Source organism: Bacillus sp. FJAT-27245, assembly GCF_001273955.1.
Taxonomy (GTDB): domain Bacteria; phylum Bacillota; class Bacilli; order Bacillales; family Cytobacillaceae; genus Bacillus_D.
The window spans coordinates 4,543,792-4,567,997 of record NZ_LIGI01000001.1 but is presented as its reverse complement, the minus strand read 5'-3'; the positions used below and the strand labels follow the sequence as shown (position 1 = coordinate 4,567,997).

Here is a 24,206-nt window from a genome sequence, read left to right as displayed (position 1 = left end):
AAGTAATTAATCCCGCCTTTTGGCGGCAAGCTTTGGTTTATACGCTCCAAACAAATAAAAGTTTCATTTCTTCCGTTTTCTTCACACTTTTTTTCTGAGTGTGGAATAGACAATCACGTTAATTGTACAACAATATAGACAAAATAAAGAAGCGCCAGGACTGAAATAACAAAAAAGGTTTCTTTTTTGTTGCTTCGTTTTTTGGTTTTCCCGGGAGGATGCCTTCTTAACGATTGCCCTGCCGCCGGTGGTGCCGTAGGTCGTACTGTTGGTGCCGCACCGATTTTAGGCTGCAGCGGGCTTGCGGTGCGGAGCAAAGCTTCCCGCATTCCCCTGGCGGAACCATATTTGCCCAGCAGCGCATTTGAGAGCACCGGCTCAAAGCGGGTAAGCTCTTCTTTTTTCCGGATTGCTCCAAGCAGCTGCCCCATTCCACCTTCTGCTTTTCGGAAGGTCCCTTGGTAAGCGGATGCGATCATGACCATCGCCACCGCAAACAAATCATAGGACGGCTCGGCTTTTCTTGTCCCAAGCCCCCAATACCCCCTGTCGTAAAATTCGGTGTATTCCTTTATGGCCCTGCCAATTAGTGTCGTTCCGCCTACGTCAATGCAGCGGATTCTTGGGGGTGGGCCTGTAACGATCAGATTTTCCGGCTTCAAGTCGCCAAACACCCACCCGTTCTTGTGAAAAAGGTCCAAATCAGTTAATAATTGAAGCAAAAGGACGTGCATCCATTCCTTCCCTTTTTGAAAAACGAATTGCTGAAGTCCCGGCCCTTTTATGTATTCCATAACATAAAAACTGAACATGCCATCCGGAGCAATCCAATCATCCATATCAAGCAATAAAGGCCCAAGGGCTTGGCCCCGGGCCTTGGCAAAAGACTTTAGGACATTAACCTCCGAAGTGATGGACATGCTATTTCCGCTGATTTTCAAAGCGGCTTCCTCGTTCCCGCTTTTCACCAAATAAACAACTCCGTTTGCACCATTGCCCAATTCTTTCAAAACAAGATATTCATTCCTGTGCCACTTCCCGGAAATAACCGTCCCGGTCCCTATCCTACATGGATTCTTCGAGGAAGGATTCATCATTTTCAGCCAGAAGTCTCCTTAATGCGCTTTTTTCATTGAACAATTGGATTGCTTTGCGGATAGCCGGGCCTGTCGGAGTAATCCCTCCGGCTGCAAGCATTGGAAAAATAGAACTAACGGATTCCAGCCTTGGCGTCCAATCAAGGATCCGATCCGTTTCTCCACTTTTCCCGGGAAATACTAGGACTGAAAATTGATTTTTTCCAGAACGCGCATTCAGGCTTATGGACAGGTCGAGCAACGCTTCCTTGACTGTCGGCAATTTATGCTTCATGCTTGCGCTCACATCAACAAGGACAATCACCTCAAGGTCGACAGTCTCGCCAAGTTCATCTACAACCTCAAGGATTTCCCCCCTTTTTTCCGGAGGTAGATCTTCAAGTGTTTTCGTGCTTCCAAGAATTTGCCTTAATTCCCGGTTTACTACTCCTTGCAACGTTTGGCTCATGGCCTTCCTTGTTACCATTTGAACCGTTTGTGAAAGCTGTTCGGAATAGACCACCTGGCTCACGCCGCCACCGGACATGGCAATCCCTTCGATTTCCCTCTTACCCTGGCCATCAATTGGATCCTGATCGACGACTCCAATAACATTGACCGTAATTCCCTGCTCTTTCGCAAGTGCCGCCATTGCGACAGGGTCTTCCCCCTGATTCGAACAGCCGTCCGTAATCACGAGAAGTTGCTTGATTTTCCCCGTATTCATTCCGTCTCCTCCATTCGTTAAATAGTACCATTTTCGACGGAAAGGAGGGTATTTATACAAAAGCCTGTTATGCCCGTTTCTTTTTCATTCCATGTACCGGGATGGAGGCCCATTTTGGGGTATTGTGTTTTACTTTCGCGACCGCGACAGTCATGTCATCTTCAATTTTGTTCGACCTGGAGCGGATGACCTCTTCCATTACCAAATCAGCTACTTCCTGCGGATCATTCGTTTCAAGTTCATGGATTTTCCGTTTCATCCACATTTCATAGTTGCCAACATGCTTTGGCCCTTCGAACACCCCATCGCTCATCATGATTAATAAATCGCCTGCCTTCAGCTGCTCGCTGACAACATCGACATCGAATTCCTGTACAATTCCCATCGGAAGATTGTTTGCCTGTATTTTCATCACTTTTTCGCCACGCTTAATGAAGCTTGGAGTGGAACCGATTTTCAGGAATTTTGCCGAAGCATTCTGCAAATCAATAACCGCAAGATCGAGTGTCGAGAATATTTCATCCGTTGTCCTTAAGGCCAGGACCGAGTTAACGGACTTGATGGCAACCTTTTCCTCGATGCCTGATTGCAGGATTTGTTGAAGGAGTTTCAGTGTTTCACGGCTTTCGTCCTGGGCGCGCTCTCCATTCCCCATTCCATCGCTGATCGCAACAGCGTATTTCCCGCTTCCAAGCTCCATCGTCGAAAAACTGTCCCCGGAAACCAATCCGCCCCCTTTGGCAGCATACGCGACCCCTGTTTCCACAGTGAATGTTTTCGCGGAGCGGAATGTAGCTTGGCAAGAACTGTGAGGGTAGGCACCGCATTCCTCTGAATTAACGATGATTGTTTCGCCAAGAATGTCGGAAAGCATCGGGGCAATGAGCTTCTCGCACTCCCCATGCCCATTGCAATATGGGATTGTCATATCAATATCGACATTTCCGGGTTCGAGGCTGTAAATCTCCACATGTTCAATCTGTAGGCCGAAATCCTGGATGGCCTCCATTATTTGTTCTTCCTGTTTATGGAGGTTTTCACGCTCGCGCTGGATTTCCTTCGCGAAATCTCCCATCACTTCAGAAACGCCAAGTAATTGGTCCGCGACGAGCCGCCTGCTTTCTTTCACCTGCTTTTTCAACTTTTGGTTTGCCTGGTAAACGGCTAGTTCCTGATGAATCGCTTCCGTTACCTTTTTGGGCCTCGAGCAGAGCTTTTCCCACTCGCGCGCCAGTTTTGGAGGAATCGTTGCCTTCGACTGGTCCATTTGAAGCATAATTTCTTCCATATAGCCATATGTTGTAGTAAAGTTCCTTGTCCAGCAATGCTCCTTTTTAAAACACGTCTGGCAAGTCTTTTCAGCAACATTGCTCAAAAAGATGTCCAGTTCCTTTTCTTCTCCGTCTATGTCGTCGTCATCGTGTGAAAAACTCTTCGAAAGCGCTTCAAACACATTTGAAAATTGGGCAACCCTTTTTGCCGTCACATCTCGCATTTTTCTCATATATTTTTGCTGCTCAGCCGTATGCTCCGGAGTCCCCGGTATGTATTTTGCAATTCTCGCGGTTAACGAAGTGGGAGTCAGGAAAAAAAGCAGGATTGCGGCCGAGGTTTCCAGCATGGTTGACTGAAGGCTTACGCCAGTTTCCCCATACATTCCGATCAAAAGGGTCGCAACGAGAAGCCCAAGCGAGACACCAGCCTTTCTCCCTTCTTTCAGCAAACCGCCGAGCACCCCTGAAAAGGCAAGAAGGCTCATATGTGAAAAGCTCGAAACGTTCGCGAGGCTGAAAATGAGGCCTGTGACAACACCGACGGTTGAACCGACCGCTGCGCCTGCCATAAGGGAAAACAGGAGGACCAAATACCTTGACATCACATGTTCAATCGACAGGCCATAGACTACCCATCCAATTGTCCCGGTCATAATAGATGCAAGGAGGATGATTAAAGAAACAATTTCTTCTGTTTTCAGAGGCTGTTTCCGTTTATTGGCTGTAACCAAGGGAACGCTTTGCATAAAAATCAACGAGAGGATGAAGGCCAGTATTCCTTCTATGCCGGCCATTGCCGTATCATAAACAGAGACGCTTCCAGCTTGAATAAACCTTTCAGCAAGTTTTCCGGCAAACAGTACTGCACCGATAGAATAAGGGATTGCCCTGGCCTGATTTCCCACCCATTTCCCGGTGGATTTGTAGACTATAAGGTAAAGGAACACCATGGCGAAAGTGGAGGCCGCGTGGCCAAAGGAAATAGTTGCTGCGCCCGCGACAAGCCCAAAAAGCGCCAACGGAGCCCGTTCCTTTTTAATGAAAAATACTGCGGCGAAAAAGGGAAGGCCGAACGGCGCCAGCTTTGCAAGAATCAATGCCCGTCCAAGTAAAAAACCGACCAGGACAAGGAAATATCCCTTTTTCAAAACAAACCTCTCCGCCTCGGATTGCAGTTTCCCGAAAACTCCGGCCAATCCCCACTTGGGGCGGATGCCCGATCCCGATACATGGTCCATCACTGTTTGTTCTGCCCTTTCCAAAAATACACACTCCCCCGTCGTCTCGTTATTGTGCTTCATTATAAATGGACAAGCATTCAAAGATTGTCAAAATCAAGCATAGAGACTATGGAATTCTTCGACTCATTTCACCCAGCCTGCCATGGTTGGGCAAAAGCCGCCAAAGAGATTGAAATGGTATTTTTAAAAAAGGTATTGACAGTCCTTTTCAATTTATGTATTATGTAATTTGTGTTTAAAAAAATGGCGGTGTAGCTCAGCTGGCTAGAGCGTACGGTTCATACCCGTAAGGTCGGGGGTTCGATCCCCTCCGCCGCTATACTTTTTGCCGGAGCTTTTCGGCTTTCAAAGGCTTTCCCTATAAGGGAGAGCCTTTTTTGTTTGCCACGATGGAACACGTCACTAAAAGATGGATTGGCTTCTGCCGACTCCATACCATCAGCAATCGGCTTTTTGAAAAACAAAACAGGCAGAACCTCAACGGGCCTGCCTGGTATAATAAATATTTGGTTGATAAGCAGCAACAAGTTAGCCTCTTCTAGCCCCTCTTCCACCGCGTTTTGATTCGGTGTTCCGTTTAAGAGAGGATAAACGATCTTCGCTGTCCTTAAGGAATTTGGCCATTTTCGACTCAAAATTCTCAGGCCTTGCATTCCGGTCATTCGCCCTTCCCTGGCGGGGACGTGGCGTGTAAGACCTTTGCGGTTCAGGACGGTCCTTGGCTTTTTTAATGGAGAGGCCAATCTTCCCATCCTTTTCGACATTGATGACTTTAACCTCTACCATATCGCCAACCTTCAAGTGGTCATTGATATCCTTTACGTAATTATCAGCGACCTCACTAATATGGACAAGGCCTGTTGAACCTTCCGGCAGCTCGACGAACGCTCCGAAATTTGTAATCCCTGTAACCTTCCCTTGTAACTTGCTGCCTACTTCGATTGACATAAAAAGAAACTTCCTCCTTAAAAAAATAAAAAAAATCAGTCTTACTATAGATTATACCTAAGTATTAAAATAAGTGTCAACAAGAGTGCACTGTATCATTTTTCCTTCTTTTTATTGTCCTCGGGAATATTGAAAATAATCTCACCCTTGTCGGACAGGAAGTATTCCTTCCTTGCCAGTTTCGCGATATAGTCATCATCGTTCAGCTTGATGATTTCCTCGTTCAGGATTTCGCGCTCCCGTTCAAGACTGGCAAGCCTCTGCTCAAGCTTTTCCTTTTCCGCCTTTTTCTTTTCCAGTACTTCGGTACGCGAATAAATGGAGCTTACAGTAAAGTAAATTAAAAGGGCTGCCAGCAAGGCAAATGCAGTGAGCCTTCTCACCAACGCCTTCCGTTTCCTGGAAGCGGCTTCTTCCGAATAATATTGAGATTCAACATAGCTGTTGCGAATCCTTGCCACGTTTCGTTTCTTTGGTGCTTCCAAGGGCTCTCCCCCTTACTTTTCTTTTTTATTCCACTTAAATATCCGTTTATAAACTTCCCGTACTTTCAATAGAATTCCTGTCCCACTATTATATAACTTCTCCGCCGGTTTTTTAATCCCTTTCGGCAAAAACTTCCACATGAAAGCGAATATTTTTTTTACTGGGTACAAAATCAGTATCCGGACGAGAAAATACGCGGTTCTTAACAGGAGGCGGAGCAGGGACAGGACTGCTTTAAAGAGGAGCAGGATTAAAGCGATGGCAAGCTGGGCAAGGCCAGCAACCGGCTTGAAAATAAGCAGCCGGACTGTTTTTGCCACAATGCTGCCGGCCACCGCCGCGGCATGGATTACCCGATCGAGAAGCCAGAGATAGGCACCTTTCAACAAGGCTTGGTAGGCGGCGAAACCGCACATCAGCGCGATGAAAATATAAAACCTTATTTCTCCTTTATTGACGTGGAATAGAATGTAAAAAACAATCAGCGCCTGGACAACCCAAAAGAGGATATCGTTTATAAACGTAATCCAGTTTTTGCGCTTCGGGCGGTTCAGAAAGCGCTGGTACGTATCGAGCATCGCCCCGAATCCCACCCCTGCCGAAACCATCGCCGCCATTGTTAAAAACTGTACCGTGAGCGTCATCGGAATAACTTGCTAAAGAATCCTTTAGCCTTGTCTCCATGCTGCTCATCAAGGTACACAAGTTCGAAAACCTTTCCCTTAATCGATACGACGCCTTTATCGACATCGAGGTTTTTCATCTGCAGATTATGTCCTTTTATCGACAAAAACCCCATGACTGTTTCCAGGAGGAATTCCTCGTTGTCGAAACTTTCCACCTGTTTGACCCCGGTAATATCAAGGAGTTTCCTTCCCCTCATAATGACATCATGATCAGGCGCCGCCCCTTTGTTTGTTGCGTTTGAGTCATAATACTGGTTCATTGTTCATCCCCCGAATCACATTGTACATGCTATTTTTGTACATAGTATGATTTTCAGGGATTAAATAGAACAAGCCTTATTCTTCGGATGGAGCCTTTTCTTCCTTCACAATCGTATACATTTCGGCCGCTTCATCTTTACGGGATGTTTCCTGGATTCGGTCAACCCTCGCTGTGACGATTCGCTGGCCAAAACGGATGGTCAATTCATCTCCCACTTTGACGGCCGTGCTAGCCTTGGCCTGGTTGCCATTCACAAGAATCCTACCCTGTTCGGATACTTCCTTTGCAAGCGTCCGCCTCTTAATGATTCGCGAAACCTTCAGGAATTTATCAAGCCTCATCGTTCTTCCCCCTAATCTCCTAAATTCTATAGTCCGTTTTTCTTGGCGTCATTCCAAAAGCGGTCAAGCTCCTCAAGCGAGTGGTCCTCGATTGCCGTACCGCTTTTCTTTACCATTTCTTCAATGTAACGGAAGCGGCGAACAAATTTAGTATTCGTTTCCATGAGCGCTTCTTCGGGATGGATGCCAAGGAACCTTGCGACATTTACAAATGCGAATAAGAGATCACCGAATTCCTTTTTTGCGAGTGAAAGCCCCGCTTCATTTTTTAATTCGGCCTCGAATTCATCTAGCTCTTCCTTAACCTTCTCGAACGCCGGGCCGATTTCCTGCCAGTCAAATCCAGCTTTTGCCGCCTTTTTTTGCAATTCATATGCTTTTATAAGGGCAGGGAATGATTTTGGTATCCCTTCTAGAAGGGACTCTTTCTTTAAAGCCCCTTTTTCCCTCTCCTTAATCTGCTGCCAGTTGGCAACAACCTCCTCCGCCGTATCTACCGATTTTGTGCCGAAAACATGCGGATGCCTTCTGACCATTTTGGCTGCAATCGATTCAATAACATCATCAATTGAAAAAAACCCATCATCCTCGCCAATTTGCGCATGGAGCATGACCTGAAGAAGCACATCGCCAAGTTCTTCAATTAAATGGTCAATGTCTCCACTGTCGATCGCTTCAATGACTTCATATGTTTCTTCAAGCAAGTACTTTTTCAGGGAATCATGTGTTTGTTCCTTATCCCACGGGCAGCCGTTTGGCCCCCTCAAAACAGAAATAATTTCCCTCAATTTGGAGAAGTCACGCATGAGGAGCTCTTCTTCGGTTACGGGAGGAACATACAAGGTCACAAGATTATGTATTTCCGTTTTATGGTCCAATTCATAAAGAGGCACCTTTTCTATCTTTTCTTCGGAGCTTCCGGCTGCGGTTATGATGGTTACTTCATATTCATCCGGGAGCCTTTCCATTAAGGTAAGTTTGACATCCGAGGCGATTAGCCGGTCATAAACCTGGCTAATGAACATATGCTGCCGCAACTGCAGCTGTTCGGCCCTGAGCGCGGTTCCATCCAGGAGCTGGAAGCCTTCTACAGGGTCGATTCTTAGAGCAAGGAACAGCGCATCAAGAAAGCTTTGCCCCCCTCCGAACCTGATACAAATTCCCTCCTGCTGAGCCTGTGCTTCAAGCAGGAGCTGGACTGTCCGTTCAGCAACAAGCGGATGGCCCGGAACCGCATATACAATCGGCCCGAGGGATGCCTGGGCAAGAAGGGTATCACGGATTTCTTCATAAACCGCTTCAAATGAGTCATGTTTTTCATAAATGGAATCAAAAGAGGTGTAGGCGAATCCTTCTTTCTCAAGCTCACGAACGACAGGATGTTCCTTTGTCCTTAGGAAAACCCTTCCCCGCTGTTTTATTTTTTTGTACACCCCAAGCGGCATGGCATCCAAATCGGCCGAGCCTAATCCAATAATTTCAATTTCTTTTTTCATCATATCCTGCTCCTATCTTTTGGCAGCAATAATAATAGTTTGCTTCCGAATGGAAACAGCGCAAGGTCTTCCGCGCGAAAGACACCGCTCCTAACGATGGCCAAAGCGTAAATGAACGCTCCGAACAAACTTGCCCCCACCGCCTGTATGGCCGCAGCCGCCCGTTCGCCGCCCGTACTATATAAAAAACCGGTGCCAACTAGGAACAACTTCACAAATATGAGCATCGCCGCAAGGGCAACACCTGCTTTTTTTAAAAATCCCCACTGGAAAGCTGCCACGCCTATACTGCTCTTTAAGAACAGGATGGCACAAATGGCGATTGGACATAACGTAAGCGCGGTGGCCCATGCCGCGCCAAGCGTTCCAAATTTGGGAACAAGGGCGAGGTTAAGGATGTACTTTAACGGGAAGCCCAATAGGATGGCTGCGGCCGGCTTAAATAAGACCCCGCGGCCTTGCAAAATTGCCGATGCGGTTGAAATAACCGAACTAAAAATGATTGCAAGGCTCAACACCGCGAGCACTGCGGTGCCTTTCGCATTCTCAAATAACATAATATTGGCGGGCTTGGCGATCATCCAAAGGCCCGCGGCCGCACCGGCCCCAATTACGGCGGTTACTTGCATTGCAAGCCTGATGTTATGGACGAGGACCGCTTTATCACGTGTTAGCCTGTTGCTCGCAATCAAGGGAACAACAGATAATGAAATAGCCGAGGCCGCCGCGAGGCCAAGCTGGATAAGAGGCTGCCCACGGTCGAAGACGCCCTTCATTTCCTTGGCGGTTTCCGGGGCAATGCCTTGGCTGACAAGGAGGGAATAGAGATTTAAAGCATCGCCAAGTTGAATGAAAACCATCAACAGGCTGGCAGTGCAGATGGCGAGCCCCTGCAGCCCCAGCATTTTGGCAGCGTGTTTTATTTCCTTTAATGGTGGCATCCGAAGCGAATGGGAAACCTTGGCGAGCACATCTCGATGCCTGTTTCGGAAAAAAAGCGCGAGCATACCGAGTGACACAATGCCCCCTGTGATGGACCCAAACATGGCACCCGCCCCAACATAGTACAAGGATAGGCCTTGGCTGGTAAACAGGACGGCAACGAAGAGTATGGTCGCTACCCGAACGACTTGCTCGCCAACCTGGGAGGACGCTGTCGGGACCATATCTCCCTTCCCCTGAAAATATCCACGCAGGACAGAGATTGGCGGAAACAATAAAAAGACAACCGCAACGACCTTAATCAATACAAAGAGGCTTGGGTCTCCCATCAACCTCGCTATTAATCCCGCTCCTGTGTAAAGCACCGCAAAGCAAACCAGCCCGAAAAGCTGCAGGATGATATACGACGCCGCAAGCAGCTGGCCGCCCCTCTCCCCCCGTTCTGCATAAAGCTTCGACAGGACGACCGGAAAACCGGTTGTTGCAAGGGCGATGGCTATTCCATAAAACGGGTACACTTGCTGATAAATATAAAAGCCGACATCCCCGGCAATATTCTGGAATGGGATTCGGTAACCAGCACTCAAAAGTTTTGTAAACAATACGGCAGCCGCCAAGATGAAGGCTCCCTTAAAAAGTTTTTCCGCCTGTTTTACCGGCTCCATTTCAGTCTCCTTCATAATAGAATTCGACAACTATTATAGCATATGGTCCCATATCCAGACGAAACGTCATTTTAGTGAAGTGCAAGCAGGCCGAACGTGATGGAGGGACCTTACACACTCCGATTTTTCCAAAAAAGAAGGCTGTACCCGCTTTGGGCCAGCCTTCTCCTTCATTACTGTTCCATTTGCCTTGCAAGGAAGCCTGCTGCTGTTTCAACCGCTTTTTGCTCTACTTCCCCAAGGTTGCCTTCTTTTGCAAAAATGATGACTGCTCCGATTGGGTCGCCATTTGCGATGATTGGTCCGATTGTATAGGCAGAAACCGATTCCTCAATCCCATCGACCAGCCCGATTGTCCCTTGCTGGGTGACAAGGACCGAAGAGCGGTCTTCCATAGCCTTTTCAACCACTTCCCCAATATTCTTGTTCAGAAAATCTTTCTTGGAACCTCCCGCCACCGCGATATAAGTATCCCGGTCACAAATTAATACAGGATTTCCAAGGCTGTCATAAAGCGCTTCTGCATATTCCCTTGCAAAGTCGCCTAACTCGTTGATTGGTGAATACTTTTTAAGGATTACTTCTCCATCACGGTCGACGAAAATCTCCAATGGATCTCCTTCCCTTATACGAAGGGTTCTGCGGATTTCCTTTGGAATAACAACACGACCCAAATCATCGATTCGACGAACTATACCTGTTGCTTTCATCCAATGTTGCCTCACTTTCATCTGATGATTGAAATTGGTGTTCCTTTTTCCTTTATGGTGATAGCTTCACCAAGTTTGAACTTAGTATCCTTCATATGGAAAGTTCTATTCATTGGCGAATAGGATTTTATTAGAGGTAACAAAACTTCCAAAATAGGATAAAGCTGCCAATAAAAGTTTCCGGCTTACATAGTAGAAATACCCATGTTTATTCGTGCTAAAACATTGAAACCAATTAAAAAACCTCGTTGCAACGATTATTTCTTTCCTATTTTATTCCTGGCGGCGTCCAGCCCCCTCGCAATTTCATAAATGGCATGCAGCCACCTCGAGGTTCCCTCCCCGCGGACATCCAGGGTAATTTTGAACTTGCTGCCGTCCATTCCGAAGCCGGCCCTTCGCCCGTAAGGATAGGTGATTTCAACAATTGCATCCCCGGGGATTTCCGTGCTCCCTTTCTCATCCAAAAGGATGGTAACTGTATCCTTTAGCTGTTTGATTGATTCGACACCCGCTTTTAGGGAGTGGATTTTTATTTCGGCAACATTGAACAGGTAGGAAACTTCGTCAGGATATTCCCCGAAACGGTCTTTTAATTCTTCTTCCAGTTCGTTCAGGTCTTCAATCCCTTCAATTCCCCTGAACCGTTTGTACATTTCAATCTTTTGGTGCCCATCCCGAATGTAGGAATCCGGTATATAGGCATCAATTTCGAGATCGATTTCGACTGTCGGCCTTTCTTCATCCTTCTGCTTTCCTCGTCGCTCTTCAATCGCTTCCTTCAGCATTTGTGAGTAAAGGTCGAAACCGACAGAATCGATAAAGCCATGCTGCTGGGCGCCAAGAAGATTTCCGGCACCCCTGATGGACAGGTCCCGCATCGCGATTTTAAAGCCCGAACCAAGTTCCGTAAATTCTTTTATCGCATGGAGCCGCTTTTCGGCTACTTCGGTAAGTACCTTGTCCTTCCGGTAGGTAAAATAGGCATAGGCAATCCTGTTTGACCTCCCGACACGCCCCCTTAGCTGATACAGTTGTGACAACCCCATCCTGTCCGCATCATGGACAATCAGGGTATTGACGTTTGGTATATCAACGCCTGTTTCAATTATTGTCGTGCTAACAAGAACATCGAATTCACCCGCAAGGAAGCTGATCATGACGGATTCGAGCTCATTTTCGGACATTTGCCCGTGGGCATAGGTAACCCGGGCATCCGGAACAAGCATGGAAATTTCCTCTGCCTTCCGTTCAATATCCTCGACACGGTTATACAGGAAGTAGACCTGCCCATCCCTTGCAAGTTCCCGTTCAATCGCTTCCTTTACAAGCATCCCATTGTATTCCATTACGTAAGTCTGGATTGGGAAACGGTTTTCCGGGGGAGTTTCAATGACCGACAAATCGCGGACGCCAAGCATTGACATATGGAGTGTCCTTGGAATCGGCGTTGCGGTCAGCGTTAACACATCAACGTTTGTTTTTAATTGCTTGATTTTCTCTTTATGCGTCACCCCGAACCGCTGCTCTTCATCGATAATCAATAAGCCGATGTCCCGGTAAACAACATCCTTGGACAAAAGCCTGTGTGTGCCGACAACGATGTCAACAGTACCCGCTTTTAGCCCTTTAATCGTTTCCGTTTGCTGTTTCCTTGAACGGAACCGGCTCAAGAGGCCAATCGTGACTGGGTAGTCCTGGAACCTTTCCCTGATTGTCTCATAGTGCTGCTGTGCCAGGATTGTAGTAGGGACGAGAAAGGCGACCTGCTTCCCATCGGCAATTGCCTTGAAGGCTGCCCGGATGGCAACTTCTGTTTTCCCGTAGCCAACATCGCCGCAAAGAAGCCGATCCATCGGCCGCGGCTTTTCCATATCCCGCTTGATTTCGTGGATGGAACGAAGCTGGTCCTCCGTTTCCTGGTAAGGGAAGGAAGCATCGAATTCCCTCTGCAAATCGCCGTCTGGGCTGAAAGCATACCCGACCGCAGCCTCCCGCTCCGCATACAGCTTTATCAAATCATCCGCAATATCCTGTACGGACGATTGGACCTTTTTCTTAACCCGTTTCCAATCGCTTCCCCCAAGCTTGTAAATCTTCGGCTCTTTTCCCTCCGACCCAACATACTTCTGGACAAGGTCGATCTGTTCAACAGGGACATAAAGCTTGTCTGTCCCCTGGTAGCGGATATGGAGATAATCCTTGTGGAGCCCATTGATGACGAGCGTTTCGATGCCAAGGTATTTCCCAATCCCGTGATTGACATGGACGACATAGTCGCCGACTTTCAGCTCCGAATAACTTTTAATCCGCTCCGCGTTGGAAAGCTTTTGGCGCTGGCGGGATTTCTTCGGTCGTTTGCTAAAAAGTTCCTCCTCGGTAATTACCGCGATTTTCTGCAAGGGAAGCTCAAATCCCCCCTGAAGGCTTCCTAGCATAATCAAGGCACTGCCGGGAACAAGCCTGGCGTCGCCGCTTGCCAATCCCGCTTCTATCCCATAGTCCTCGAGCACTCTTTGCAGCTTTCCAACCCGTTCGGAATCTGCGCCGAGGAAAAGAACCGTATAACCGCCCTTTCTCCAGCGTTCCATCTCCGACTTCAAGAGATGCATTTGTCCATGGAAATTTTGCATCTGCCTCGAGGAAATATTGATGATATTCTGCGGGTTCGTATTGGCCACATGGCGGAGGAATAACGACAAATACAAAACAGGAAATACTCTTTTTTGGAAAAGATCAGGGACACGGTGGGATAGGGATAAACCATGGATAATCTTCCCTTCGCTTAACAGCGATGTGTACCACTCCGCTTCTTCCCTGTCCAGGGAGTCATTCATTTCCTGTACCCTGCTGACCTCGTCGATTATGACCAAGCCGTTTCCGGGAAGATAGTCTAGTAAACTAGCTGGATGTTCATATGCCAGCGAGGCATATTTAAATAGTTGGTCCGGGCGCTGGCCATTTTTCAACTGCTCCAATTCAAAAGAAACATTTTGCGACATCTGTAGCTTCGCTTTATCATCCTTGATTGCCTTCAGGCTTTCCGTCAAGCCTTCCGCAAGTTTTTGGGACAACCTCGAATAATCGGCCTCGCCTAGCGGCAATTCTGTCGCCGGGCCAATCAACGCTTCCGTAACTTTTTCCCTTGAACGCTGGTCTTCAATGGAAAAAGTCCGGATTGATTCCACCTCTGTGTCGAATAACTCTATCCGGAACGGGTTTGTCTGTGTGAGCGGGAAAATATCAATTATTCCACCCCTGACGCTGAATTCCCCGGGGGTTGCGACCATCTCTGACCGGACATAACCCATTTTCACAAAAGCCTCCAGCGCTTCGTCTATATCCAGGTCTTTATCAGTGCTTATCCGGAACTGGTACCCTGCCCATACTTCCCTCGGCGGAAGAATCTTCCTCAGCCCCGCCGCCGGAACAATCAGGATGCCTTTCCCACCCGTGCTCCAGTCATTTAGCACCTCAATCCTCTGCGCCCTAAGTTCGGGGCTGGCAATGCTCATTTCAGCGGCAATCAATTCATTGGCAGGAAATAAGTAAACTTCCCTTTCAGGTAAGAGACTTGAAATATCGTCATATAGCTTTTGTGCCTGAAGGAGGTTATGGGTGACGAGAAGGATCGGCCTGCCCGTCTGCTTGTAAATCGACGCCGCGAGGACCGTCCGGGAGGAGCCGGACAAACCGGCGACCAACTGCTCCTTTAAACCGCCTTCCACCCCACTGATAACAGATTGTATATCTTCCTGATCAAGAAACAGCGCTTTCAGTCCTTCCATCCCGTTCACTCCTTCCCCGGCTGCTTTTCCTTTTTCTCCAAAACTCATACGTTATACTCCCATCGTATAGAAACAGAAAAACGCTTTGGAACTTTATCCAAAGCCTGATTAATGAATCAAGTAATCATATTGATGTAGACTTGGGTTTTTTTCTAATGATTCCTGGCAATTTTCACATATGGACTTTATTTGTATATCACCGTTTTGCTGATATGAAACCATCGCGGCCCTTTCCCGCCCATTAAGCGCATGAAGGCCGAGCATCACAGAGTCGGCTGATGTATGGCCAATCGAACCGAGCCCGACGCCGCAATGGCGGCAAATATAATGGATAGACAATCATTTCCCTCCTAAGGCAAGCCGTATCCATAGTATGGACGGCGCGGAAAAAGATTATTCATTTCCTCCATTGTATTGCCAGGTCACTGGTTAAATTCGTTCATCACTTGTAAAAATGGCTTTTCGAGCCATGCCTCACAGGCGGCTGCGCTTTTCTCGACAGCTTCCACCATCAGCGGTTCTTCGTCCTTCCTGAACCGGCCGAGTACATAATCCGGTACAGCCATGCCAGCTGGGGGCCTGCTGATCCCAATCCTGATCCTGTTAAAGTTGGCCGTTCCAAGATGGGCGATTGTTGACTTGATTCCATTATGGCCGCCTGGGCTTCCTTTTTGGCGGAGGCGGATTTTCCCTGCAGGCAAATCAAGGTCATCGTAAATAACAAGAAGGCCCTCGGTATCAATTTTATAAAAATCCATAGCCGCGCGGATGGATTCACCTGAAAGATTCATATAAGTGAGGGGCATCAGAAGCATTACCTTTTCGCCTTTGTAATGGCCCATTCCGAACAAGCCTTTGTGTTTCAGCTGGTCCAGAGGGATGCCAAGCTTGTCCGACAGGCGTTCAATGACGGCAAAGCCAATGTTATGCCTGGTGTCCGCGTACTGCCTGCCGGGATTTCCTAAACCGACAATCAATTTCAATCCTGATTCCCCCGCTCAATAAATGATAAAAGACGTAACCTTATTTCTAAGGCTACGTCTGGTTTATTATTTTTCAGAAGGCTCTGTTTCCCTGCCTTCTTCATTCTCAGGAACTCCTCCGTCCTGCTGTTCGCCCGAATCAATTTCTTCCTCAACCCTAGGTGGCAGGATGGAAGCGATGACCTCGTCAGGCTCATGGTTAATCTCATACTTGCCTTCTGTATTCAAATCGGCAATCGTAAGCACTTCACCCACCTGCATTGAAGTAATGTCCACTTCAATGGCCGGAGGAATATTCGCCGGGGTGCTCGTAATGGAAACTGCGAACAACGGCTGTTGCAGAACGCCGCCATCCCTGACTCCCTGAGAATCCCCTACGAGGGTGACGTTTACTTCGGCATTAATCTTCGTCGACTTGTCCACCGCAAGAAAGTCTGCATGGATAATATCATTGTTTATGACCTCTTTTTGATAATCAGTCAAGACAACATCCTGCTTGTTTCCATCGACATCAAGGGAAAAAACACCGTTTCTTCCGACTTCTTTGATTGTTTTGGCAAAATCGGCCGCGCTGACGTATACAGGCGTACTGTCAACTTCGGACCCGTAGACGACAGCCGGAATATTGCCCTCCCTCCGTAACTTCCTCACAGAAATCTTTTTCTCTCCGCTGCGGTTCTTTGCCTGCAAAACTGTACTCATGAATTTATCCCCTTCCTGTTTCTTCTTTGGTTCCTCTATAAAAAAGTGCCCTAAAAGAGGTAGGTCTAAACGCATTAGATTAATCTAAGAGGCGGAAACCTGCTAAAACGTGAGGAAAAGGCCCTGCCCGTACGGGAGACCCTCACAACAGATTTTAGTCGAATAATGTGCTTACGGATTGCTCCTCATGCACCCTTATAATGGCTTCGCCAATAAGAGGAGCGACTGAAAGCATGGTAATTTTACCTATTTTCTTTTCATCCTTCAACTCAATTGTATTTGTTACAACAAGCTCTTTAATATTCGAGTTTTGGATGCGTTCAATAGCCGGCCCCGACAAGACCGGATGCGTGCAGCACGCATACACCGCTTTTGCGCCGTTTTCCGCAAGTGCGTTTGCAGCTAGTGTGATTGTGCCTGCAGTATCAATTATATCATCAATCAGGATAGCGACCTTGCCTTCGATATGTCCGACGATATTCATCACTTCGGCTACATTCGGACGTGGCCGGCGCTTATCGATAATGGCAATTGGCGCTTTCAGGCGTTCAGCCAGCTTCCTGGCGCGGGTAACCCCGCCGTGGTCAGGGGAGACGATGACAATATCCCCATTCAAATCCCTGCTCCTGAAATGTTCCGACAAAATTGGTACACCCATCAGATGATCAATCGGGATATCAAAGAACCCCTGGATTTGCGGCGCATGCAAGTCAAGTGTAATTACGCGGGTAGCCCCTGCTGTTTCGAGCAGGTTAGCTACAAGCTTCGCTGTAATCGGTTCACGGGCGCGCGCTTTCCTATCCTGGCGCGCATAACCATAATAAGGCATAACGATGTTGATTGTCTTCGCTGACGCTCGTTTCAATGCGTCAATCATGATGAGCAGCTCCATGATATTCTCATTGACCGGCGCGCTTGTCGATTGGATAACATACACGTCGCAGCCGCGGATGCTCTCTTCGATATTGATTTGGATTTCCCCATCACTGAAACGGGTGACGGAGCATTTTCCAAGTTCGACACCTATTACTTTGGCAATTTCAGCGGCCAGCGGATAGTTTGAGTTCAGGCTGAAAACCTTTAAATTCGGGTCTAGGTATTGATTTGACATGATGGCCTCCAATTGGTTATTTCCTACTGTTAAGTTTTTGAACATAATTTTCCTTGTTTACCTGCCGGGCCCTTGCCAATGACAATGCTTCAGGAGGCACGTTTTCAGTAATGGTGGAACCCGCCGCGACATAGGCATCTTTTCCGATTGTCACCGGGGCAACCAGGTTCGAGTTGCAGCCGATAAATACCCCATCTTCTATTTTTGTCAAAAACTTGTTTTTGCCATCATAGTTGACGGTAATGGAGCCGCAGCCGATATTGACATCCTTTCCAACCTCGGCGTCTCCAATATAGCTCAAATGGGATGCTTTGCTGGAATCTCCCATCACAGCTTTCTTTATTTCTACAAAATTGCCGATTTTCACGCCGTTGCCAAGAGCTGAATCGGGGCGTATATGGGCGAATGGCCCAATATTGACGTTTGAACCAATTGAACTCTTAAAAGCTGCCGATTGGCGGATAACCGATTTGTTCCCAATTTCACATGAATCTATTTCAGAATTCGGCCCGATTACGCATTCTTCTCCGATGACCGTTTTTCCGCGAAGGCTTGTTCCTGGATAAATAACCGTATCCCTGCCGATTTCAATGCCAACGCCAATGTAAGTGTTGGCAGGGTCAATGAGCGTGACTCCGTTTCTCATATGAAACTCGTTAATACGCTCCCTCATAATCCGTTCAGCTTCCGAGAGGGCGACCCGATCATTGATGCCAAGCGTTTCATCGGGATTTTCCGCAAGGTAGGCCGAGACTGTTTCACCCTGTCCTTTGAGGATCCCAATAACATCCGGCAAGTAATATTCCCCTTGCGCGTTTTCATTGGAGACACTCTGGAGGGCAGCGAACAGGGCCTTGTTGTCAAAGCAGTATGTTCCCGTATTAATTTCCGTTATCGCACGCTCTTGCTCGCTGGCGTCCTTATGTTCAACAATCTTCTCGACATGTCCGCTTGAATTGCGGACTACACGGCCATAACCTGCTGGATTTTCCATGTTGGCAGTCAGGACGGTCGCCTTTGCGGATTGCTCGATATGATGGCGGAACAGCGCCTCCATCGTCTCTGCCCGGATGAGTGGGGTATCTCCGCACACAACAAGTGTTGTTCCTTCCCGGCCTTCCAGCAGGGACGCTGCCTGCATAACAGCATGGGCTGTGCCAAGCTGCTGATCCTGCAGTGCATAGTTGCATTTTTCCCCAAGCATTTCCTTTACCTGTTCGGCACCATGGCCAACGATTGCAACAATTTCTTCAACGGAGAGCTTTGATATCTCGTCAACTACATGCTCCACCATCGGTTTCCCACAAACAGGGTGTAGCACTTTGTACAGTTTTGATTTCATGCGTGTCCCCTGGCCTGCAGCCAGAATGACAGCAAAACGGTTCGACATGGCCATGCCTCCAATATCCTTCAGAATTGCGATTCGATCTTCAAGGCAGCTGCCAGACAGCTACACTATATCCAATTTAAAATATTAACGTAAATGGGCGCCCATTTCAAGGATACAGGAGGAATGTATAAAATTGACACAATGGTGGTATAAGGGGAACAACAGGGGTTTGGATAAAATGAAAAAAGAGCCTGACTTTCGAAGTAGGCCCTCGTTGCGGTATTCTTAGGAAGCTCCGGCTTCTTCAAATTCTACTTCCAATTCTCCAAGGCGGTGGTACTCGGCCAGAACTGCTTCCTGAATCTTCCCGCGGGTTCCGGAATTGATCGGATGGGCAATATCCCGGAATTCCCCGTCCGGAGTCCGCTTGCTTGGCATTGCCACAAACAAGCCGTTGTTGCCATCGATCACACGGATATCGTGGACGACAAATTCATTGTCGAGCGTTATTGATGCAATCGCTCTCATTCGCCCTTCTGTATTTACCCGGCGCAATCTTACGTCTGTCACTTCCATTTGTTCACACCCTTTTCTCCTGAAAAATAAAAACCTATTATTCATATTCGCCATATGTTTTTATTTTCCTTCTTTATTTTGAGATTTTTTTGAAAAATTAGGGCAAATTAGTGAATCATTGATAAAAGTGGTATAAATTGGGTAAAACCTTCACGAAATTGTTCACTTTACAAGTGCTACAACTTCAATTTCCACTAGCGCGTCTTTGGGAAGCCTCGCTACTTCAACAGTCGACCTGGCAGGCTTATGTTTCGGAAAATATTCTGCGTACACTTCATTCAATGACGCAAAATCATCCATGTTTTTTACAAAAACCGTGGTCTTTACAACTGTTTCAAAGGAAGCTCCCGCAGCGGACAAGACTGCCTCCAAATTCCGGAAGACCTGCCTGGCCTGGGCCACAACGTCTCCTTCCACCATAGTTCCCTCCGGGGTCAGAGGAATTTGCCCCGAGCTGTAAAACATTTTATTGACAATAATCCCCTGGGAGTACGGCCCGATAGCGGCTGGGGCGTTTGAAGTTTGGATATTTTTCATGTTACTCGTCCTTTCCATTTCTGTTAAAATAATTCCCTACTTTTACTTTGATACGCTTTTCCTTTACGTCCACATCGGCGAGCTGGACAAGTGAAATATATTCATCAACGAGCCTTTCCTCGATTTTCTCCGATTCGACCAGCACCGCAATCCCGGCAACTGATGCATTGAACTCCTCAAGGAGGCTGACCATCCCGACGACTGTTCCACCAGCCTTCATGAAATCATCGACGATTAGGACTCTTGATCCTTCCGCAAGGCTGCGCTTTGAAAGAAGCATTGTTTGAATGCGTTTTGCCGATCCGGATACATAATTAATGCTGACAGTCGGCCCTTCCGTCACTTTGCTGTCACGCCTGACGATTACCAAGGGAACGTTCAGCTGTGTTGCAACCGCATATGCAAGCGGAATGCCTTTCGTCGCCACTGTCATGACAACATCAATCTTGGCTGATGCATAGGCTGACGCAATGATTTTTCCCGCTGATTGGACTATTGACGGATTCCCAAGGATATCCGCCAAATATAAATATCCGCCCGGCAGGAGACGGTCCGGCTTGGCAATCAATTCACAAAGCTCTTCAATAAAAAGCTTCGCATGCTCATCGCTGGTTTTTACCAGGAATTTAACCCCGCCTGCTGCTCCTGGAATGGTTTGGAGAGTTCCAACCCCTCTATTTTCCAATGTTTCTTTAATAATCGCCAAATCTTCGCTTATTGACGATTTGGCTGAAGAATACCGCTCCGCGAAAAAAGTAAGCGGTACTAGTTCACGGGGCCGTTCAAGCAAGTAATGGGTCATGTCGATTAGTCGTTCACTGCGGCGAAATTTCATGGAAACCTCCGAATTACCGAATATTTTAATTTAATGTAACATAAATGTACGGATTTATTCAAGATGGCGCTCACCAAGCATTCTTACCGCAAAAACCTGCCCGCAAAACCCCCGCAAACCATTGTAAATTCTATTCAGCCGGGAATCATGCCTTACTAGGCCAAAAACAGTCGGCCCGCTACCGCTCATGAGGGCAGCATCCGCCCCAAACCGTTTCATTTGATCCTTGATTTGCGCAACATCCGGGTATTGCTTAAGCGTTACTTCTTCAAGAACATTTCCGACATTCGCACAAACTGACTCGTAATCCTTTCTCCGGATTGCCTCAATCATCGATTTAGTATCGGGATGGACAATCGCTGAAACATCGAGTTTTTTATAGACATCCGCTGTTGAAACCCCGAGATACGGCTTGGCCAGGATTACCCAGCATGTTGGAGGGGCGGGTAATTCCTCAATCCGTTCCCCCCTGCCGGTCGCAAGGGCTGTTCCACCGTAAACGCAAAAAGAAACGTCCGATCCGATTTCAGCGCCTAGGACGGCCAATTCATCGAGGGACAGGCCCAGTCCCCATAATTTGTTCAATCCCCTGAGGGCAGCCGCCGCATCGCTGCTACCGCCGGCAAGCCCGGCCGCGACAGGAATTACTTTTTCAATTGAAATTGTAACTCCTTCTTTCACATTGAAACGATCCTTTAAAAGTTTTGCTGCCTGATAGGCAAGATTCCGCTCATCATCCGGAACATACCGGCTTTGGGAAAGAATCCGAATTTGTCCATCTTCCGAGCCCGACAGTTCGAGGCGGTCGGCAAGGTCGATGGTGGTCATAATCATTTCTACTTCATGATAGCCATCCGGCCGTTTGTGCAGTACATCAAGCGACAGGTTGATCTTTGCTGGTGCTTTGACTAAAAGCTTCAATGAGGTCCACCTACTTTTATATGTTCCAGCTGGCGCCCAATCCGGCCACTCCCCGGATAAATTGGCGCGCTCCCCCTGGGGCCTGCGTGCTTTGCATCCCCTAAGGCCAACGCTGGACTGTTCCACCTGTTTTTGTCCTATTTTACCACAAAAATTATAGGATAAGACCCCTGTTTCCCGAACGCACCGGAAAATATGCAAAGAGGCCGGGAAAAATCCCGGCCTGCCGTGCTGCAAGTGTTATTTTAATCGAATGGCTCGCGGTCCTTTTTTCACACTAGCCGTTTTTGAATACCAGATTGTTCCCGGCTCTTCCAGATGTTCTTCCTTTTTCAGCAGGATACCAGGACTGTCCGGGCAGGATACAAGGCTGCCAAGCTTCTTATAAGCAAGCCTACCGGCCACAACCAAATTCCTTAACCTGCGAAGCCGCTGTTGGCTCACCCTTTTCTGCTCTCAAGAAGCTGCTGCTCGGCCAGCTCGATCGCACGCTTGACCATGTTGCCCGCATCGCGCGCCTTTATGCCGCCCCAGCCTTCCCTTTCAACAACATCATAGAAACCAAGGTCCTTTGCCAGTTCTTCTTTAAAACGGTCAGACATTACTCCACGTCTTCTCGCCATTATCAAAAACCCCTTCCGGCAGCAGCGGCATTCTTAGTATGCTGGCTATCCCCAAAATTCATAATGCCTAATCCTGTCAGAAAAGCGAAAGCGCCCGTTTAGCGCCGTATGGACTGGAGGGAAGCAACTGCCTGAGTTACTTCCTTGCAGCTTTGCGATGAGTTGAAGACAACTTCCCCGAATTTGCTGTGGCGCAGGAGCAAAAGTGCCCGTTTAGTGCCGAAAACGCAAAAACAGCGGCTCTAACTCGCCGCTGTCCTGCAAAATTATATCTAGCTTAGTGCTGCCTGTCCTGCTGATTCTTCATAGAAGGTGATTTCGACTGTTTCTGTCAGTACATCTGCATAGCTGTAAGAAACACGTTCAAATGCATTTTCTTCCTGATCCAGTTCAATAACAAATACTGATGGGTAAGTCTCCGCAAGGACGCCTGACCGTTCAATCGTCTTTCTGCGGCCTCCGTTTGCTTTAAGCAGGAGTCTTTTACCCAAATTTGAATCCAGAGCCTTTTTAATGTCGGCAAGTGTTTTTGGCATTCGGTCCACCTCACTGTGTAAAGTATAACACGCTGACATAATTTTGTCAAAGAAAAAACATAAATTATATCAGTCAGCGAAAAAGATTGTCAATATTTTTTGTTCTACTTTTTTCTTTAAATTTCAACAATCTTTAGTTTTACCTATCCACAGCTTTTTATGTAAAGGCAAATTTCTCGGCCAGATAGATTCATTTGTGTTTTAAAGAAACCTTGTCGTTGATTTCCGCTCTGGGCACACGCTTTTCGCGGGGCGTCAGTTGAGCCTCCTCGGCGCGGGCGCCTGTGGGGTCTCAACCTTGCCGCTGCATCCCGCAGGACACTGAATGGCATCTTCGAATATACCCACGCACGAAGAAAACGCCTTAGCGTTTTCGAGGAGTCGGTGCCCTCACTCCAATCAACTTACTTTCCAAACTCTCTTATAAGAATTTACAATGTCTATAAAAAGAAAAATAAGCCTCTTCCCAAGGCTTATTCCCCTTCTTGCGCGTATTCAGGGCGGTAGGGCATTCCTGTCCTTAAAACGCCTTTTGTTTCAATCCCGCCGAGCCCTTTCTCCCCTGTGAGCGTGTTCCTTAAAACATCCCAGACATGGATGCGCTCCATGAACGGTGTGAAGCTGATTTTTGCGACGATATAAACCGGGTCGAGCGCATGGATATTGATTCTTGAAGGTGAGCTCGCAAAATTTGCGCCAGCGGTTATGAGCGATTCAAAATGCGACTGGCACGCCCCTGCAAAAATGACGAGCTGGTCGAGGTTCGGAACCTTCCTCCTCGCCTCCTTGACAGTCTCGACAAATTGTTTTGAGTGGCGGTACGCATTGATGTCACTCATTTTCCCTTTTGTTTTCGAATAAGCATCATGGCCGGTAACGACAAGGATATCCGGGCGGTAATAATCAAGGAAGCCCCCAATTCGTTCCGGCATCTCCTTTTCACTGCAATGGATTCCATATACGGGTATGCCTATTTTTTCATATAGAGCCAGGCATTTTTTCAAATACGTTTGATCTCCGTCAAGATGCAGTACCTTGCCGGGAATCTGAAAATAATTCGCCGGCTTTGCATATCCCCCGGTCACCTGGTATTCCTGCCTTTGCTTCAGCAAGGTCACGTCCTGGCGGAAAAGCTCAAGGGACTGCTCCTCCTTGGAGCGGTATTCATTTGACATCTTTTGCATTTCGGCAAGGCTCATGGCCACCAAATCCTCAATGGGGGCATCTGCCGCCAGCCGAATATATTCCCCATAAAGATAAGCAACCTGCCGGCCATCCTTCTCCACGATATCAATAACCCGGAATAGGATGTCACAATTATACGAGCGCCTGCCGACGATATCCATTTTCTTTATAGCCACAGAATTCACCCCAATAGGTTTCTTCCATAAGCTATGCGGATGCAAAACA

Annotated in this window: 25 protein-coding genes and 1 tRNA gene; 1 reads left to right on the top strand and 25 read right to left on the bottom strand. The window is 47.6% G+C overall.

The features are described from left to right. Positions 1-113: 113 nt before the first annotated feature. The 3 genes from ADU24_RS22220 to spoIIE form a co-directional block, all read right to left on the bottom strand. On the bottom strand, positions 114-1,097 hold the full coding sequence (locus tag ADU24_RS22220) for a protein kinase domain-containing protein (RefSeq protein ID WP_053368690.1): 984 nt from the start codon (positions 1,095-1,097) through the stop codon (positions 114-116). Next, positions 1,066-1,803: a VWA domain-containing protein gene (locus tag ADU24_RS22215; RefSeq protein WP_053368689.1), complete on the bottom strand. Its 738-nt coding sequence runs from the start codon at positions 1,801-1,803 to the stop codon at positions 1,066-1,068. Before ADU24_RS22215 ends, ADU24_RS22220 begins: the two co-directional genes overlap by 32 nt. Positions 1,804-1,870: 67 nt before the next feature. Continuing rightward, the gene (gene spoIIE, locus ADU24_RS22210; protein ID WP_053368688.1) at positions 1,871-4,339 is read right to left on the bottom strand and encodes a stage II sporulation protein E; all 2,469 of its coding nucleotides are present in this window, start codon (positions 4,337-4,339) and stop codon (positions 1,871-1,873) included. Between the two features lie 224 nt (positions 4,340-4,563). Here spoIIE and ADU24_RS22205 point away from each other — a divergent pair. Then, positions 4,564-4,637: transfer RNA gene (locus ADU24_RS22205), tRNA-Met, on the top strand. 209 nt (positions 4,638-4,846) lie between these two features. Here the strand turns inward: ADU24_RS22205 and ADU24_RS22200 are convergent. The 22 genes from ADU24_RS22200 to yabG form a co-directional block, all read right to left on the bottom strand. Then, a complete protein-coding gene (locus tag ADU24_RS22200) occupies positions 4,847-5,266 on the bottom strand; it encodes a S1 domain-containing RNA-binding protein (RefSeq protein WP_053368687.1) in 420 nt (139 codons plus the stop codon). Positions 5,267-5,361: 95 nt separating this feature from the next. After that, positions 5,362-5,751, bottom strand: a complete 390-nt coding sequence (locus tag ADU24_RS22195) for an FtsB family cell division protein (RefSeq protein WP_053368686.1) — start codon at positions 5,749-5,751, stop codon at positions 5,362-5,364. Positions 5,752-5,763: 12 nt separating this feature from the next. Beyond that, positions 5,764-6,396 carry a spore cortex biosynthesis protein YabQ gene (gene yabQ, locus ADU24_RS22190; RefSeq protein WP_053368685.1) on the bottom strand — a complete coding sequence of 211 codons (633 nt, stop codon included), beginning with the start codon at positions 6,394-6,396 and terminating at the stop codon, positions 5,764-5,766. After that, positions 6,393-6,698, bottom strand: a complete 306-nt coding sequence (gene yabP, locus ADU24_RS22185; protein WP_053368684.1) for a sporulation protein YabP — start codon at positions 6,696-6,698, stop codon at positions 6,393-6,395. The genes yabQ and yabP overlap by 4 nt, the downstream gene beginning before the upstream one ends. Before the next feature lie 76 nt (positions 6,699-6,774). Beyond that, a complete protein-coding gene (locus ADU24_RS22180; RefSeq protein WP_053368683.1) occupies positions 6,775-7,041 on the bottom strand; it encodes an RNA-binding S4 domain-containing protein in 267 nt (88 codons plus the stop codon). Between the two features lie 26 nt (positions 7,042-7,067). Next, a complete protein-coding gene (gene mazG / locus ADU24_RS22175; protein ID WP_053368682.1) occupies positions 7,068-8,537 on the bottom strand; it encodes a nucleoside triphosphate pyrophosphohydrolase in 1,470 nt (489 codons plus the stop codon). Beyond that, positions 8,537-10,144, bottom strand: coding sequence for a putative polysaccharide biosynthesis protein (locus ADU24_RS22170; RefSeq protein WP_053368681.1), 1,608 nt, complete (start codon positions 10,142-10,144; stop codon positions 8,537-8,539). The genes mazG and ADU24_RS22170 overlap by 1 nt, the downstream gene beginning before the upstream one ends. 173 nt (positions 10,145-10,317) lie before the next feature. After that, positions 10,318-10,854 carry a stage V sporulation protein T gene (gene spoVT / locus ADU24_RS22165; RefSeq protein WP_053368680.1) on the bottom strand — a complete coding sequence of 179 codons (537 nt, stop codon included), beginning with the start codon at positions 10,852-10,854 and terminating at the stop codon, positions 10,318-10,320. Between the two features lie 257 nt (positions 10,855-11,111). Continuing rightward, entirely contained in the window at positions 11,112-14,642 is a 3,531-nt protein-coding gene (gene mfd / locus ADU24_RS22160; protein ID WP_053369050.1) for a transcription-repair coupling factor, read from the bottom strand. Between the two features lie 108 nt (positions 14,643-14,750). Then, positions 14,751-14,981: an anti-sigma-F factor Fin family protein gene (locus ADU24_RS22155; RefSeq protein ID WP_053368679.1), complete on the bottom strand. Its 231-nt coding sequence runs from the start codon at positions 14,979-14,981 to the stop codon at positions 14,751-14,753. An 83-nt stretch (positions 14,982-15,064) separates the two neighbouring features. Beyond that, complete coding sequence (gene pth, locus ADU24_RS22150; RefSeq protein WP_053368678.1) at positions 15,065-15,625, bottom strand: aminoacyl-tRNA hydrolase; 561 nt, start codon at positions 15,623-15,625, stop codon at positions 15,065-15,067. A 66-nt stretch (positions 15,626-15,691) separates the two neighbouring features. After that, the gene (locus tag ADU24_RS22145; protein WP_053368677.1) at positions 15,692-16,327 is read right to left on the bottom strand and encodes a 50S ribosomal protein L25/general stress protein Ctc; all 636 of its coding nucleotides are present in this window, start codon (positions 16,325-16,327) and stop codon (positions 15,692-15,694) included. 154 nt (positions 16,328-16,481) lie between these two features. Next, positions 16,482-17,438, bottom strand: a complete 957-nt coding sequence (locus ADU24_RS22140; RefSeq protein ID WP_053368676.1) for a ribose-phosphate diphosphokinase — start codon at positions 17,436-17,438, stop codon at positions 16,482-16,484. A 16-nt stretch (positions 17,439-17,454) separates the two neighbouring features. Continuing rightward, positions 17,455-18,828, bottom strand: coding sequence for a bifunctional UDP-N-acetylglucosamine diphosphorylase/glucosamine-1-phosphate N-acetyltransferase GlmU (gene glmU, locus ADU24_RS22135; protein ID WP_053368675.1), 1,374 nt, complete (start codon positions 18,826-18,828; stop codon positions 17,455-17,457). A gap of 225 nt (positions 18,829-19,053) precedes the next feature. Continuing rightward, positions 19,054-19,344, bottom strand: a complete 291-nt coding sequence (gene spoVG, locus ADU24_RS22130; protein ID WP_042453823.1) for a septation regulator SpoVG — start codon at positions 19,342-19,344, stop codon at positions 19,054-19,056. Between the two features lie 162 nt (positions 19,345-19,506). After that, on the bottom strand, positions 19,507-19,881 hold the full coding sequence (locus tag ADU24_RS22125) for a RidA family protein (RefSeq protein ID WP_053368674.1): 375 nt from the start codon (positions 19,879-19,881) through the stop codon (positions 19,507-19,509). A 1-nt stretch (position 19,882) separates the two neighbouring features. Then, on the bottom strand, positions 19,883-20,716 hold the full coding sequence (gene purR / locus ADU24_RS22120) for a pur operon repressor (protein ID WP_053368673.1): 834 nt from the start codon (positions 20,714-20,716) through the stop codon (positions 19,883-19,885). Positions 20,717-20,770: 54 nt separating this feature from the next. After that, positions 20,771-21,637, bottom strand: coding sequence for a 4-(cytidine 5'-diphospho)-2-C-methyl-D-erythritol kinase (gene ispE, locus ADU24_RS22115; protein WP_053368672.1), 867 nt, complete (start codon positions 21,635-21,637; stop codon positions 20,771-20,773). 240 nt (positions 21,638-21,877) lie between these two features. After that, positions 21,878-22,042 (bottom strand): hypothetical protein, encoded by a 165-nt coding sequence (locus ADU24_RS23230; protein WP_156324658.1) that lies wholly within the window; start codon positions 22,040-22,042, stop codon positions 21,878-21,880. 35 nt (positions 22,043-22,077) lie between these two features. After that, on the bottom strand, positions 22,078-22,260 hold the full coding sequence (locus tag ADU24_RS22110; protein ID WP_053368671.1) for a small, acid-soluble spore protein, alpha/beta type: 183 nt from the start codon (positions 22,258-22,260) through the stop codon (positions 22,078-22,080). A 272-nt stretch (positions 22,261-22,532) separates the two neighbouring features. Beyond that, positions 22,533-22,796, bottom strand: a complete 264-nt coding sequence (gene veg, locus ADU24_RS22105) for a biofilm formation stimulator Veg (protein ID WP_053368670.1) — start codon at positions 22,794-22,796, stop codon at positions 22,533-22,535. 473 nt (positions 22,797-23,269) lie between these two features. Further along, positions 23,270-24,157: a sporulation peptidase YabG gene (gene yabG, locus ADU24_RS22100; protein WP_053368669.1), complete on the bottom strand. Its 888-nt coding sequence runs from the start codon at positions 24,155-24,157 to the stop codon at positions 23,270-23,272. Positions 24,158-24,206 lie beyond the last annotated feature (49 nt).

Coding starts and splice junctions, on each gene's coding strand:
- yabQ (WP_053368685.1), bottom strand. CDS start 6,396: ATGACGCTCACGGTACAGTTTTTAACAATGGCGGCGATGGTTTCGGCA.
- ADU24_RS22180 (WP_053368683.1), bottom strand. CDS start 7,041: ATGAGGCTTGATAAATTCCTGAAGGTTTCGCGAATCATTAAGAGGCGG.
- ADU24_RS22110 (WP_053368671.1), bottom strand. CDS start 22,260: ATGGCGAGAAGACGTGGAGTAATGTCTGACCGTTTTAAAGAAGAACTG.
- ADU24_RS22140 (WP_053368676.1), bottom strand. CDS start 17,438: ATGTCAAATCAATACCTAGACCCGAATTTAAAGGTTTTCAGCCTGAAC.
- ADU24_RS22125 (WP_053368674.1), bottom strand. CDS start 19,881: ATGAAAAATATCCAAACTTCAAACGCCCCAGCCGCTATCGGGCCGTAC.
- ADU24_RS22220 (WP_053368690.1), bottom strand. CDS start 1,097: ATGATGAATCCTTCCTCGAAGAATCCATGTAGGATAGGGACCGGGACG.
- mazG (WP_053368682.1), bottom strand. CDS start 8,537: ATGAAAAAAGAAATTGAAATTATTGGATTAGGCTCGGCCGATTTGGAT.
- ADU24_RS22170 (WP_053368681.1), bottom strand. CDS start 10,144: ATGGAGCCGGTAAAACAGGCGGAAAAACTTTTTAAGGGAGCCTTCATC.
- spoVG (WP_042453823.1), bottom strand. CDS start 19,344: ATGGAAGTGACAGACGTAAGATTGCGCCGGGTAAATACAGAAGGGCGA.
- purR (WP_053368673.1), bottom strand. CDS start 20,716: ATGAAATTTCGCCGCAGTGAACGACTAATCGACATGACCCATTACTTG.
- ADU24_RS22200 (WP_053368687.1), bottom strand. CDS start 5,266: ATGTCAATCGAAGTAGGCAGCAAGTTACAAGGGAAGGTTACAGGGATT.
- glmU (WP_053368675.1), bottom strand. CDS start 18,828: ATGTCGAACCGTTTTGCTGTCATTCTGGCTGCAGGCCAGGGGACACGC.
- spoVT (WP_053368680.1), bottom strand. CDS start 10,854: ATGAAAGCAACAGGTATAGTTCGTCGAATCGATGATTTGGGTCGTGTT.
- veg (WP_053368670.1), bottom strand. CDS start 22,796: ATGCCAAAAACACTTGCCGACATTAAAAAGGCTCTGGATTCAAATTTG.
- ADU24_RS22215 (WP_053368689.1), bottom strand. CDS start 1,803: ATGAATACGGGGAAAATCAAGCAACTTCTCGTGATTACGGACGGCTGT.
- ADU24_RS22145 (WP_053368677.1), bottom strand. CDS start 16,327: ATGAGTACAGTTTTGCAGGCAAAGAACCGCAGCGGAGAGAAAAAGATT.
- mfd (WP_053369050.1), bottom strand. CDS start 14,642: ATGGAAGGACTGAAAGCGCTGTTTCTTGATCAGGAAGATATACAATCT.
- yabP (WP_053368684.1), bottom strand. CDS start 6,698: ATGAACCAGTATTATGACTCAAACGCAACAAACAAAGGGGCGGCGCCT.